This window comes from Streptomyces sp. NBC_00080 (genome assembly GCF_045041255.1).
Taxonomy (GTDB): domain Bacteria; phylum Actinomycetota; class Actinomycetes; order Streptomycetales; family Streptomycetaceae; genus Streptomyces; species Streptomyces coriariae.
In genome coordinates this window covers 4601815-4615323 of sequence record NZ_CP108235.1, presented here as the reverse complement: position 1 = coordinate 4615323, position 13509 = coordinate 4601815, and the positions used below count along the sequence as shown (strand labels likewise).

The 13509-nt window shown below is 73.8% G+C and carries 10 protein-coding genes; 3 read left to right on the top strand and 7 right to left on the bottom strand.

Translation table 11 applies throughout. From position 1 onward, the window contains the following. Nucleotides 1-418: 418 nt before the first annotated feature. From OHU34_RS20620 to OHU34_RS20605, 4 genes are all read right to left on the bottom strand, one after another. A complete protein-coding gene (locus tag OHU34_RS20620; RefSeq protein WP_020132885.1) occupies nt 419-577 on the bottom strand; it encodes a DUF6760 family protein in 159 nt (52 codons plus the stop codon). Then, nucleotides 574-1098 carry a hypothetical protein gene (locus tag OHU34_RS20615; RefSeq protein WP_062644980.1) on the bottom strand — a complete coding sequence of 175 codons (525 nt, stop codon included), beginning with the start codon at nt 1096-1098 and terminating at the stop codon, nt 574-576. The genes OHU34_RS20620 and OHU34_RS20615 overlap by 4 nt, the downstream gene beginning before the upstream one ends. Next, a complete protein-coding gene (locus OHU34_RS20610; protein WP_020132887.1) occupies nt 1098-1541 on the bottom strand; it encodes a phage tail protein in 444 nt (147 codons plus the stop codon). Before OHU34_RS20610 ends, OHU34_RS20615 begins: the two co-directional genes overlap by 1 nt. 61 nt (nt 1542-1602) lie before the next feature. Next, entirely contained in the window at nt 1603-3195 is a 1593-nt protein-coding gene (locus tag OHU34_RS20605) for a phage tail sheath subtilisin-like domain-containing protein (RefSeq protein WP_142265278.1), read from the bottom strand. 313 nt (nt 3196-3508) lie between these two features. Here OHU34_RS20605 and OHU34_RS20600 point away from each other — a divergent pair, with 313 nt between their 5' ends. Together OHU34_RS20600 and OHU34_RS20595 are read left to right on the top strand one after the other, a co-directional pair. Continuing rightward, nucleotides 3509-4933: a hydrolase gene (locus tag OHU34_RS20600; protein WP_405767723.1), complete on the top strand. Its 1425-nt coding sequence runs from the start codon at nt 3509-3511 to the stop codon at nt 4931-4933. A 119-nt stretch (nt 4934-5052) separates the two neighbouring features. Then, nucleotides 5053-6432 (top strand): ricin-type beta-trefoil lectin domain protein, encoded by a 1380-nt coding sequence (locus tag OHU34_RS20595; RefSeq protein ID WP_142265282.1) that lies wholly within the window; start codon nt 5053-5055, stop codon nt 6430-6432. 21 nt (nt 6433-6453) lie between these two features. On the opposite strand, the gene OHU34_RS20590 is transcribed toward OHU34_RS20595, so the two are convergent. The 3 genes from OHU34_RS20590 to OHU34_RS20580 form a co-directional block, all read right to left on the bottom strand. Further along, complete coding sequence (locus tag OHU34_RS20590) at nt 6454-8664, bottom strand: ATP-binding protein (protein WP_405767721.1); 2211 nt, start codon at nt 8662-8664, stop codon at nt 6454-6456. Then, nucleotides 8661-9335, bottom strand: coding sequence for a DUF4255 domain-containing protein (locus tag OHU34_RS20585; RefSeq protein WP_142265284.1), 675 nt, complete (start codon nt 9333-9335; stop codon nt 8661-8663). Before OHU34_RS20585 ends, OHU34_RS20590 begins: the two co-directional genes overlap by 4 nt. 139 nt (nt 9336-9474) lie before the next feature. Continuing rightward, nucleotides 9475-10185 (bottom strand): LuxR C-terminal-related transcriptional regulator, encoded by a 711-nt coding sequence (locus tag OHU34_RS20580; protein ID WP_405767719.1) that lies wholly within the window; start codon nt 10183-10185, stop codon nt 9475-9477. A gap of 297 nt (nt 10186-10482) precedes the next feature. Between OHU34_RS20580 and OHU34_RS20575 the strand changes: the two genes are divergently transcribed. Continuing rightward, the gene (locus tag OHU34_RS20575) at nt 10483-13488 is read left to right on the top strand and encodes a LuxR family transcriptional regulator (protein ID WP_230195166.1); all 3006 of its coding nucleotides are present in this window, start codon (nt 10483-10485) and stop codon (nt 13486-13488) included. The last annotated feature ends 21 nt before the right edge of the window (nt 13489-13509 follow it).

The following is a 13509-nucleotide window of genomic DNA, read 5'->3' as shown; positions in this document are numbered from 1 at the left end:
CCGGCGAGGACGCGGGGACGGCACGCTGAAGGGGGGTCGGCCGGGGCGGCGCGGCCACCCGCTCGGGTTCGGCGACCGGTGGGGCGGTCCGCAGGCTGCTCATCAGGCCGCCCGGCGCCGCGTCCAGCACCGCGTGGAAGCCGGTGCCGGTGAAGGAGGGGTTCTGCCAGGTGGCCAGCCGGCCGCCGAACCCGGCGTCGGCGACCCCCGACGTGCGCCCGGCCGCCGCGCGTTGGATGGGCGGGAGCGTCGGCCAGGCGGCCGCGACGACGCGTGGCGCCGCACCGGCGTCGCTCACCGGTGCGCCACCGCCGCCGGTCGTGGTCGGCGCGGCGGTGTCGGCGGCCGGCGAAGGGGCCGAGCCGTCCCCGCGTCCGCCCCCGCGGCCACCCCGGAACCGTTCCAGGAACCCCATGCCTCAGCCCTCCGCCCCGCCCCGGGTCACCAGGGACGCGATCTGGTCGGCGTAGCGGCGCCGGTCGTGGTGTTCCAGGTCCAGGATCTCGTCCTGGCCCCAGTGGAAGTGGTAGGCGACGTACGCGATCTCCTCGTGCAGCCGGTCGGTCGCGTACGTCACGATTCCCCCAGGCGGCTCCCGCCGAGTTCCACCTCGAAGGGCTCCGAGCAGTGAGGGCACTGCACCGAGGCGCGGGTGTGCCCCTCGGCGTTGACCTGACGGTAGAAGTCCTGGAGGAACGCCAGGTCGGAGGCGAACATGTTCTCCACGACGCCGTCGTGGACCAGCGGGAGGCTGCCGAGGCGGGTGATGACCCGCCCCAGCAGCACCACCGACAGGTACGCCGGGTTCTCCTGGACGCGGATGTCGCGGAGCGGGACCAGTTCGTCCCGCGCCGTCGCCAGCCGCATCACGCCGTCGCGGTGGACGGTGCCCGCCTCGTCGACGTACCCGCGCGGCAGCTCGAAGGGGAACTCCGTCTGGAGCCGGTACGGCGCGGGGGCCGGGGCGGCGGCCGCGCCCGGCGCGGAGAACGCGGACGCGGCGCCGGACAGGGATTCGGACTCGGGCACGGCGGTGGCCGGGAGCGCCTCCTGCGGCTCCCCGCTCGCCGCCGCTGCCCGGACAGCCGTGCGCCGCATTACTCGATGACCAGTTCTTCGAACGTGATCGTCACGGTCTCGGTCAGCGCGGAGGCCTCGCCGGCCTTCACCGAGCTGGTGTCGATCTTGCTGCACCAGGCGTTGCGCATGTTGTACCGCTTGACCGGGTTGTTCTGGTAGTCCATCACCATGATCGTGGCGTTCTTGCGGGCAGTGCCCATCACGCCGTTGATCGACTCGGTGATCCACTGGTTGAACGCCGCGGACTGGGTCATACCGCGCACGACCGTGCAGGTGCCCGCCTTCTTCACACCGGGCAGCTTCTTGGTGACGGGCTTGCCCTGCGCGGAGACCTGCTGGTACTCGATGACGTCCTGTTCGAGGCTGAGGCCGCTGACCTCGGCGAGGTACTCGACCATCACGCCGTCGATCTGGAGGCCGAAATTGTGTGAAGTAAGGGCGTCACCCGGCTGGAGACTCATCTGACTTTCCTTCTAAGTGTGGTGAAGAGGGCGGTACGACGGCGGAGGGCCTGCTCGCGGCCTACTCCTCCAGCTCTCCGTTGCCGCTGGAGAACTGGGCCAGCCGGAAGATCACGAACTCGGCGGGCTTGACCGGCGCGATGCCGATCTCGCAGATCACACGGCCGAGGTCGACCGACTCCGGCGGGTTGGACTCCTCGTCACACTTGACGTAGAACGCCTCCTCGGGACGGGCGCCGAACAGCGCGCCCCCGCGCCACTCGTTCACGAGGAACGCCGAGACGTTGCGCCGGATCCGGGCCCACAGGGCGTGGTCGTTCGGCTCGAACACCACCCACTGGGTGCCGATCAGGATCGACTCCTCCAGGTAGTTGAAGTACCGGCGGACGTTCAGGTAGCGCCACGCCGGGTCGGAGGAGAGGGTGCGGGCGCCCCAGATGCGGATGCCGCGGCCCGGGAAGGCCCGGATGCAGTTCACGCCGATCGGGTTCAGCAGGTCCTGCTCGCCACGGGTGATCTGGATCTCCAGGTCCACCGCGCCGCGCACGACCTCGTTCGCGGGGGCCTTGTGCACGCCGCGCTCGGAGTCGTTGCGGGCCCACACACCGGCCACGTGGCCGCTCGGCGGGATCAGTCGGGCCTTGCCGGCGGACGGGTCGAAGGACTTGATCCACGGGTAGTACAGGGCCGCGTACTTGGAGTCGTAGCCGGCCGTCTCCTGGCGCCAGACCCGGATCTGACGGGCGTTCAGGCCGGGCGGCGGGTCGATGATGGCGACGCGGTCGCCCATCAGCTCGCAGTGGGCGATCAGGCCCAGCTGGACGGCCTTGACCGACTCCAGGTCGATCGCGCCGCGCTGGTAGGCGGCCATCAGGTCGGGCACCGCGACCATGGACACCTCGTCGACGGCCTCCAGGCCACCGAAGCCGGTGCGGTCGGAGCTGTCGCCCAGGTACTGCGCCGGGCCGACGGACTGCGCGGCCTCGACCGCGCCGGCCGGTGTGCCGGCGGGCGGCGCGGCCAGTGCGACCGTCTGGTTGTCCGGGCGGGCCAGCTGCGCGGCGGGCGCCGCCTCGGCCACGGTGATGAGCTTGGAGCGCTCCTTGACCTGGGTGACGACGTAGGAGCGGTTGCCCTTCTTTGCCGACACGTCGAACGTTTCGACGGCCTTGTCGCCGTCCTTGACGATCAGCTTGAAGCGCTCGGCGGGGCCTTCGCCCTCCGCGTCCGCGACCTCGACGCTCAGCGGGCCGCCGGTCTCGCCCGGCGCCACGGCCGTCACCGTGAACGTGCCGAGCTGCTTGGGCTCACCGGCCGGGAGGGCGGCCGGCGCGGAGCCGGAACCGGACACCGCGGCGGGCGACTTGGCGTCTCCGGCGGCACCCGCGGAGGTACCGCCGACGCGGACGACGTACGCCGCCGAGCCACCGTTGTTGAAGAATCCGTAGACGGAGTGCGCCAGGTAGTAGCCGTCGGTGAAGTCACCGAACGCGGCCACGTACTGGGTCCAGTTGGTCACCAGCGTCGGCTCGTTGAGGGGGCCGGTCGGGGCGAGCCCGACGAAGGCCGCCACCGAGGTGCCCACCCCTTCGATCGGGCGGGAGCCGCTGGCCACCTCCTCGACGTATACGCCGGGCGACAGGTAGGACGGCATGCTGTGCTCTCCTCGGGGTACGCGTCAGGACGTCTTTCACCGTCACGCGCGAAGCGCGTCCGCCGAAACGGCTTCCGGTGCACGGTCCGGGGCACGGCTGTTGCCCTCGCGGGCAGCGCGGGCCGCCGGACCCCGCCCGGGCCGCCGTCACCGCCGCCGGTGCGCCGGGGTCCCCGGCGGGAGCACGGGGGCGGCCCCGGGGGCGGTGACGGGCCACCGGGTCCCCTCGGGCAGCCGGTCGCGGCCCGGCGGGGCACGCACCCTGCCCCGTCGCCTCTGACCCCGCCCGCCGTTCTCCCCGTAGCGTCGGCACGTGAGCCTGTGGACATCCCTCGAACCCGCCTCCGTCACCGTCGACCCCGGCAGCCGGGCGACCGTCCGGCTGCGGGTGCGCAACACCGGTGACGTCGTCGACGAGTACCGCTTCGAGCCGGTCGGCCCGACCGCACCCTGGACGACGGTGGAGCCGCAGACGCTGCGGTTGTATCCGGGGACGACGGGCACGGTCGAGCTGACCTTCGCCCCGCCGCGCACCCCGGACGCCACGGCCGGCCCCAACCCGTACGCGGTGCGCATCACGCCGACCGAGCATCCGGAGGCGGTGACCGTCCCCGAGGGGAACCTGACGATCACGCCGTTCACCGAGGTGCGCGCGGAACTGGTGCCGCCGACGGTCAAGGGGCGGTTCCGCGGCCGGCCGCGCCTCGCGATCGACAACATCGGCAACACCAAGCTCACCGCCTCGCTGAGCGGCAGCGACCACGGCGACCGGCTGGCGTACGAGCTCCAGCCGGCCAATGTGCAGATCGAGCCGGGCCGGGCGGTGTTCGTGAACACGACGCTGCGCCCGCGCCAGATCATCTGGTTCGGCTCGAAGGAGGAGCAGCGCTACAACCTGGCGGTGCGCCGGTCGGGTGCGCAGGCGCTGGAGGTGGAGGGCACCTTCGTGCAGCGCGGGTTCCTGCCGCGCTGGCTGGCGACGGCCCTCAGCCTGACGGTGGCCCTGGCGATCGCGTTCGTGATGATCTGGCTGGCGTACAAGCCGCAGGTCAACAGCAGCGCCAACGAGAAGCTCGCGGAGGCCGGCGTCAGCACCCTCGCGCCCAGCCCCTCGGCCACGCCCAGCGCCCCGGCCCTGGTGCCCACCCCGACGGCTCCCGTCGTGGTCGAGGCGCCCGCCAGCAGCCAGGCCCCGGCCGACGGCGGCAGCGGCAGCGGCGGCGGCGGCGGGGGCGGCGGGACCGAGTCGAAGGCCCCCGTGAAGCCCAAGCAGGAGACGGCGGCCGACGCCGTGAACAAGCTCGCGGCACGCAGCGACGGGCGGCACATCTGCTACCGCGCCTATGTGGCCGACAAGGGCTGGCAGGACCCGGTCTGCGACGGTGCGATCGCCGGTACGACCGGCAAGAACCTGGCCATCAAGGCCCTCAACATCGCCACGGCGAGGACCGGCGGCGTCACGGGCAACGCCGCCCATGTGGTCGGGGGCTGGCTGACCGGCGACAAGTGGTCGAAGGCCGGCGACGGCGTCAACATGTGGATGGGCTCCAGCAAGCCGGCGGTCGCGGCGATGGAGGGCTACACGATCAAGACGATCGAGGGCTCCGTCTGCCAGAACGCGCACGTCAAGGACCGGGGCTGGCTGGGGAACGGCTGCACCAAGGCCGGTGACTGGATCTACGGCGGCAGCCCCATGGAACAGAAGCTCCAGCTGGAAGCCGTCCGCTTCACCGTCTGACACGCGGTGACACCCGGTCCGAAACCGGGTGAACGGGCACGGCCGCTCGGCCCTTTCGGGCAGCGGTCGTGCCCCTCGGCCTCCTGACGCGCCCTCACCCCGCGGCATAGCGTCGACAGGTGACTCTGTGGACTTCTCTGGAACCGGCCGCGGCGACCGTCGACCCCGGCGGCACGACGACCGTCCGGCTGCGGGTGCGCAACACCGGTGACGTCGTCGACGAGTACCGCTTCGAGCCGGTGGGCGCGGTGGCGACCTGGACGGCGGTGGAGCCGCAGACGCTGCGGTTGTATCCGGGGACGACGGGCACGGTCGAGCTGACCTTCGCCCCGCCGCGCACCCCGGACGCCACGGCCGGCCCCAACCCGTACGCGGTGCGCATCACGCCGACCGAGCATCCGGAGGCGGTGACCGTCCCCGAGGGGAACCTGACGATCACGCCGTTCACCGAGGTGCGCGCGGAACTGGTGCCGCCCACGGTCAAGGGGCGGTTCCGCGGCCGGCCGCGCCTCGCGATCGACAACATCGGCAACACCCGGCTGACGGCGTCCGTCACGGGCACCGACATGGGTGACCACCTCGGGTACGAGTTCCGGCCGGGCAGCGTGCAGATCGAGCCGGGCCGGGCGGTGTTCGTCGACACGACGCTGCGCCCGCGCCAGATCATCTGGTTCGGCTCGAAGGAGCAGCGGCCGTACGCGCTGAGCGTGCAGCGGTCGGGGGCGGTGCCGCTCTCGGTGGACGGCACGTTCGTGCAGCGCGGGTTCCTGCCGCGCTGGCTGGCGACGGCCCTCAGCCTGACGGTGGCCCTGGCGATCGCGTTCGTGATGATCTGGCTGGCGTACAAGCCGCAGGTCAACACCAGCGCCAGCGAGAAGCTCGCGGAGGCCGGCAGCACCGCGCTGCCCAGTCCGTCCGTCTCCGCGCCGTCGGCTCCGAAGGTGGACGCCTCCGCCGCCCCGCTGCCCGAGCAGCAGACGTCCTCCGCCCCGGCCGCGGAGGAGGACGGCAGCGGCGGTTCCACGTCCGGCGGTTCCTCGGGGTCAGGCGGCGGGAGCGGCAGTGGGTCCGGCGGCTCGGACGACACGAAGACGACGGCTCCCGTGCCCGGCGCCGTGATCATCGGCCAGGCCTCGGACCGGTGCATCGACATCACGGGCGCCCAGAACGGCAAGGGCAAGGACGGCACCCCGCTCCAACTGTGGGACTGCGCCGGGTCGGCCAATCAGAAGTGGGTCTTCAAGAGCGACGGCACCGTGCGCGCGCTCGGTCTGTGCATGGACGTCGCCTGGGGGTCGAAGGACGACGGCGCGGTCATCCAGGTGGCCAACTGCTCCGGCAACCCGGCCCAGCAGTGGGTGCTGAGCCAGGCCGGCGACCTGGTCAACCCGCAGGCCGACAAGTGCATCGACGCCAAGGACAACGGCACCGGCAACGGCACCAAGCTCCAGCTGTGGACGTGCTCGGGGACGCCCAACCAGAAGTGGCGCGCACAGTAGCAGCCAACGGGTGCAGGCGGCCTACCAGTTGGCTTCGCCCGGCACCAGGCGGCCCGCCTTGCGGTATTCGCGGCGGGCCCCCTCCAGCAGGTCGCCGTCGCCGACCGGCTCGTCGCGTCCGGCGGCGAGGTAGGCGGCGGTGACGACGGCGCTGCGGATCGAACCGCCGGCCAGCTCGAAGTCCTTGGCCAGCTGCCCGGGATCGACGTCGGCGGCGCACGGCACGTGGCACAGCCCGTGCCGCCACAGCGCGAGCCGTTGCCCGGCGTCGGGGAACGGGAAGTCGACCACCAGGTCCAGGCGCCGGGTGAACGCCTCGTCGATGTTGGCGCGCAGGTTGGTGGTGAGCAGCGCGATGCCGTCGAAGGACTCCAGCCGCTGGAGCAGGTAGGCGCTCTCCATGTTGGCGTACTTGTCGTGCGCGTCCTTGACCTCCGACCGCTTCCCGAAGACGGCGTCGGCCTCGTCGAAGAGCAGTACGGCGTCGGTTCGGTCGGCCTCGGAGAAGATGCGCTCCAGGTTCTTCTCGGTCTCGCCGACGTACTTGTCGACGATCGAGGAGAGCTGGACGACGTAGAGATCGAGGCCGAGTTCGGCGGCGACGACCTCGGCGGAGAGCGTCTTGCCGGTTCCGGACTCGCCCGCGAACAGTCCGAGCACCCCTCGGCCGCGCCCGCCGCCTGCGCTGAGCCGCCAGTCGCCGAGCACCCGGTCGCGGTGCCGGGCCCGCAGGGCGAGTTCGCGCAGCTGGGTCAACGGCCGCTCGGGCAGCACGAGGTCCTGCCAGCCGACGTCCGGCCGGATCCGCCGCGCGTGCCGTTCGAGGCCGGACGCCGACTGCTGTCGCGCGGCCAGCCGCACATGGTCGGCGGTGAGCGGCCCGCCCTCGAAGGCGGCCAGGACGGAGGCGGCCCGCGCGGCCCGGGCGACCCGCTCGCCGCCGAGGCGGTAGGGGGCGACGGTGGCGGCGAGGTCGAAGCCGGGGGCGGTGTCGAGGGGGCCGGCGGAGTCCAGCGCGGCCGCCCAGGCGGCCGTCCCGCCGGCCCGGCGGCGCGGCGCCTCCAGGACCAGCGGATCGTGCGTGGACCAGTGCGGGTCGTAGGGGCGCGGGTCCGTGAGCAGGACGGTGACGTCCTGCGCGTCGGCCAGCGCGCCGATCAGCGGCCCCGGCTGGTCCGGCAGGCCGGACAGCACGACCGCCCGGCCGCCGAGCCGTGCCTCGCGCAGCAGGCCGGGCACGCCGTCCTCGGGACCGGTGAAGCGGAGGGCGTCGACTCCGGCGGCGCGCAGGGCGGAGGTGATCGCGGCGAGGCCGTCGCCCTCGCGGTGTTCGCGCAGATAGGCGGTGAGCGGGCCGCCCTCCCGCATCCGGCGCGCGAGCAGCCGGACGAAGTCCTCGTCGTCGGCGGGCAGCGGCGGGGGCAGCGGGTGCAGGTGTCCGTGCAGGGCGGCGTCCGGCGTGTCGTCGCCCAGCAGATGGGCGAGCAGCCGGTCCGGTACGCGCAACAAGCGTGAAAGGAAGGGCCGTTCGGGCTCCTCGACGTCCAGCAGCCCGTACGCGCGCAGCGGCGCCGAGGAGTGGAAACGGGCTCGGGCCGCGGCCAGGTGGGCGGGCACCCCGCACAGTTCGAGGGCGAGCCCCACGGTGGCCCGTCGCCTGCTCACATCGTCGTTGAGGTAGCCGTAGAGCGGCTCGAAGTCGCGGTCCAGATCGGGCGCGAGGGCGATGAGGAGGATCGCGGCGTCCAGCTCGGTGAGCCGGAGCCGGGCGGCGAGGGCGCTGAGCGAGTCGGTCGGCTCCGCTTCCCTGGGCGGGGCCGCGACGGGGCCGGCGGCGGCCCGGCCACCGTCGAGCAGGTGCCGTACCGCCTCCTCGGAGAGGTACAGGCCGCGCAGCGGATCGGCGGCCGTCGGGTCGGCGGCGGCCCGACGGTCGACCAGAGCACCGACCCGATCCCGCAGAACACCGACCCGCCCGAGCAACGCGCCGGCCCGGTCGTCCCGGGCATCAAAGTCCCCGTGCCCCTCGTGCCCCTCGTGCCCCACAGCGCCGTGCCCGCCCGCGTCGGCGCCGTCGGCGCCCGGGCCGGTGTCGGCCATGAACGCGCCGGCGTCGGCCGCGAGTACGTCGGTGGCCGGCAGGGGTGCCTCGGTGTCGAGTGTGAACGTATCGGTGTCGGGTGCCGGTGTGTCGCGGTCGGCCTCGGCCGCCCCGGTGTACGCGTCGCTCACCGCTGGTCCGGACGGCCGGTGCCGGCCTCGCGGGCGGCGCGGGCCGCGGCCACCTGGTGGGGGCGGTGGGCGCGTTCGCCGGACTCCGGCGGGTCGCCGTCGATCCCGCGCAGGCGGACCGCCGCGCCCTCCGTGACCGGCGGCCCGGCGTCGTACTCCGGATAGGCCGGGAAGGGTGCCGTGACCACGAGGTCCAGCGACGGCTTCAGCTCACCGCCCAGGGCGGACCAGATCTCGGCGAGGGAACGCGACTCGGTCTGGATGCCGGCCACCGTCACCGGCATCGCGAGGCCCAACGCGCGCAGGGAGCCCGGAAGCTCGTCGGCCGGCAGCATCTCGCGCGGCAGCAGCGTCGCCAACACGGCCGACAGCAGCCTGTGTTCGTCCTGCGGGGTCCGCGTCCAGGCGGTCACCAGGTACGACAGGCGGAACCAGCGCGGCGGTTGACGGCGCTTCACGACGACGTCCCGCTCGTCCCGCACCGCCATCTGGCCGCGCTGGCGACGGGTCACGTCCTCCCGGATGTCGTACAAGTAGGTGTTGATCACAGGGGCGTTGCGCCGGGCCGCCCAGTCCCGGGTCGGAGCCTCGAAGGAGACGTCGATGCCGGAGCCCGCGAGCGCGCCGCTCGAGAGCAGCTCTTTGAGGACCTCGTCCACCTCGTGGATCACCGTCGTGCTCCTCAACTTGCCGTGCCACACCCACCGTCCGACGATCGTGCCCCGGACGGCCCCGGATCCGCAGGCACGACGGGGTCGGCGGCCGGGCAGGGCATGCTGCCCGCGTGTCCGCCTTCGATTGCCCGTTCGGTCAGATGTAGCCTTCCCGCAGGGCATATGCCACCGCGTGCGCCCGGTTGCGCAGATGCAACCGCGTCGTGAGTCCGTGCATGACGTTCTTGACGGTTCGTTCGGAGTAGGACAGCTTGCTGGCGATCTCTCCGGTGTCCAGGCCCTCGGCGACCAGCCGCAGGACGTCCACCTCCCGTGGCGCGAGTCCCAGGGAGGGGGCGCCGGGCCGGCCCGCCGCACCGCGGTGCAGCGTGCCCACCTGGCTGATGAGCCTTCCGAGCAGGTCGGCGGGCAGGTCGCCGTCGCCGCGGTGGGCGGCCAGCACCGCCTGCACCAGCCGGTGCGCGGTGGCCTCCCGGCGCCAGACGATGGCCCCGACCCCGCACTCGATGACGTCCAGGAGTTCCGTCTCACGGATCGTGCCCACGACGAGCACCGCCCGCGCCCCCTCGCTGCGCACGATCCGCCGCAGCCGGCCCAGCGCCCCCTCGTCGAGGGTGTCCTCGATCAGCAGCGCCACCGTGCCGGCGACGGCCGAGACCTCCTCGCGGACCTCGACCTCGGGGCGCCCGCGCAACTGGCTGACGGCGCCCTCGCGGGAGATCGGGTCGGGTGCCTGGACGGCCACGGGAATCCGCCGCCGGGTGCCGAGGGTGACGCCTGGAACGGCGGCGCCCATCGCGGCGATACCCGCGGTGCCGGTCTCTGTTGTCCGTGGTGAGCTGAGCAACCGTTTCCCCCAAGTTCACGGGCCCGCCGTCCGATGGGGACCGGTGACGGGTGGGTACGGTCCAAACTTCTGTGACCTCCGGGGCGCGCGCAATCGTGGAGCACCACGAGGCGGACCACGAGAGCAAGCCCCCCACCACCACGATTCGCCTGCATCGTCGCAGGTCAGAGCTTTTTCGGTCGGTGCGCTCCAGGGCACCGTGAGCCTCGCCACAACGGCCGCGCGGACCCGTACCGAACCGCACGACCTCTACGTGTACATGGACAAGTCCGATGTGCCCGACAGCAGGAGGCAGGGATGACCGGACCGTTGCGGGAACGCGAGGACGCGCACGCGCTGCTCACGGCGGAGGCGGAGCGGGCCCGAGCCGGCGGAGGCCGTCTCGTCCTGCTGCGCGGGGCCACGGGCACCGGCCGGTCCGCCGTCCTGGAGGCCGCCGCCGCGCACGCCACCCACCTGGGCCTGCGGGTGCTGCGCGCCCGCTGCTCACCCGACGACATCGCGCTGCCGTTCTCCTCGGTGCTCCACCTCCTCGGCTCCGTACCCGAGTTCGCGGACGTCGGGCCGGGCGACGACGACCGGGGCAGTGCGGCGCGGCTGTGGCGACTGCTGCGTTCGTACGCCGACGAGTCGCCGCTCATGGTGGCCGTGGACGACGTCCACCTCGCCGACGAGGCCTCGCGCCGCTGGTTCGTGGAGGCGGCCCGCCGCATCGACCGATTACCGGTACTCCTGGTGGCCACCGAGCGCAGTCAGTACGACATCGATCCGCGGCCCGCCGGTCTCACCCACGCCCTGTCCCCGTCCATGGTCCGCACCCACACCCTCGCCCCGCTCACCGACAACGCCTCGGCCGACCTGGTCCGGGCCGCCTTCCCGACGGCCTCCGACCGGTGGACGGCGGACTGTGTGCGGGCCGGCGCGGGCAGCCCGCTGCTTCTGCACGCCCTCCTCGACGACCTCGACGGCGCCCCGCCGCCGACGGCCGTCCCGAGGACGTGCGCCGCGCTGTACCCGGGTTCCTACCCGGCGGCCGTCTCCTGGTGGCTGGACAGCGCGGGCCCGGCGACGGCGGAGGTGGCCCGCACCCTCGCGGCCCTGGAACAGGCGGAACGCACGGAAAGGACGGAACGGGCCGTACGGGCGGAACGGGCGGCGAGCGCTGCACGGGCCGCGCGGAAGGCGAGCGCCGAGCTGGCGGAGAACGCCGACCGGACGGAGAACGCCGAGCGGGCGGCGAGTGCCGAGCGGGCGGAGGGCTCCGCTGCCCGCGACACCGTCCCCGTTCCCTTCTCCTTCCCCCTCCCCGACCCCGTCCCTGATCCCGACGGCTGCACAGACACCGTCACCGAAGCCGCCCATGAAGCCCTGCCCGCGGCCGAAGCCGCCACCGACGCCCTCGCCGCGCTCGTCGCCGACGCCTCCGGCGCCGACCCGGCCCGTGTCTCCGGGTGGTTCACCGCGATGACGCGGCTCGGCGTGCTGCGCCCGGACCGGGCCGGCCGGCCCCGCTACGCGCACCCGCTCCTGCGGGACGCCGTCCTCGGCGGCTGGTCCACCGCCCGCCGTCAGGACGCGCACCGGGCGGTCGCCCAGGCGATGCTCCGCCGGGGCGACCACCTCGACGCCGTGGCACGGCAGTTGCTGGGCAGCGCGCCCGCCGGCCTGCCCTGGGCGCTGCGCGTGCTGCGCGACGCCGCCACCGTGGCCGCCCGGGACGCCCGCCCCGGCGACGCCGTCCGCTACCTGCGCCGAGCCCTCCAGGAACCGTTGCCCGACGACCTGCGGCAGCGGCTGCTCACCGAACTCGGCTCCCTGGAGTACGCCTCGGCCGACACCCCGGCTGGCATCCCCCGGCTGGCCGAGGCGCTCGACCTGCCCGCCGAACCCCGGGACCAGGTCCGTACGGCCATCGCGCTGGGCACCGCGCTCGTGGGCCGAGGGGAGGTCCGTACGGCGGTGGAGGTGCTGCGCCGACTGGAAGGCCGGCTGGCCGGTCACCCCGACCTGGCGCGGGCCCTGCAGACCGCGTCCGCGCTGCTCTCGGACCAGGACCAGACGGTCCGCCGGGAGGCCTACCGCTGGCTCACCGACACCGCCGAACGCTCCCCGGAGCTCGTCGGCGCGTCCGGGCAGGCCCTGCTCGTGCGGTACGCGGCGACCGCGGGCGACCTCCCGGCGCAGGAGGCGATGCGACGGCTCCGCACCCTCCTGACGGAACCCGCCGATCCCCTGGCCGAGCCGTTCCTGCTGGGCACGGCCGCGGCGGTGGCCCAGTGGGCCGACGAACTCGACGAAGCCGAACGCCTGGTGGAACGCGGCCTGGCCGGCCAGCATCCGAGCCTCCTGCACCCGATGGAACAGGCGCTGCTGGACACCAGGTGGGACATCGCGGCGGCGCGGGGCGCGTACGGCACGCTGCTCGCCGCCCTCCCCGAGGCGGGCCGTGCCCGGCGCACCGGCGGCAGCCCGGTCAACGCCGACGCACACACCCTGCTCGCGCTGGTCGAGACGGGCCGTACGTCGCAGGCCCGCCGACTGGCCGACACCTTCGACCTCCGCGACACCCCGGACTCCTGGGAGCTGAACCGGTTCCTGTACGCGCGGGGTGTGCTGCGCCACACCGAGGGGGACGTCGCGGGCGCCCTGCACGACTTCCTGGAGTGCGGCCGGCGTCAGTCCGCCCGCGCCGTGCACAGTCCGGTCGTCACGCCGTGGCGGACGGCGGCCGCGGAGTGCCGGCTGGCGCTGGGCAACCCCCAGGAGGCGCTGGCCCTGGCGACGGAGGAACTGCGACTGGCCCGGGTGTGGAACACCCCGCGCACGACGGGTCGGGCGCTGCGGGTCCTGGGCCGGGCCACCCGGGGCCGGCGGGGCCTGGAACTGGGCGCCGAGGCGGTGGCCCTCCTGCGGGACTCCCCGGCCGAGGCCGAACTCGTGGCCTCCCTCCTCGCCCACGGCCGGCAGCTGACCGCCGCAGGTGAACGCGGGCGTGGCCGCGACCATCTGCGGGAGGGCGCCGAACGCGCCGAACGGCTGGGCAGCGTCCGCCTGCTGACCTACGCCGAACAGGCCCTCCGCACCGCGGGCGGCCGCCGTACCACGCCCGCGCACACCGGTTCCGGGTCCCTCACCGGCAGCGAGCGCCGTATCGCGGAACTCGCTGCGGACGGCCGCACCAACACCGAGATAGCGGACCTCCTGCATGTGGCCCGCCGTACCGTGGAAACCCACCTGACCAGCGCCTACCGGAAGTTGGGCATTCGGCGCCGGGGCGAGTTGCGGGGCGTGCTGGACGACTGAGGCGGCTGCGTGGCACCGGGT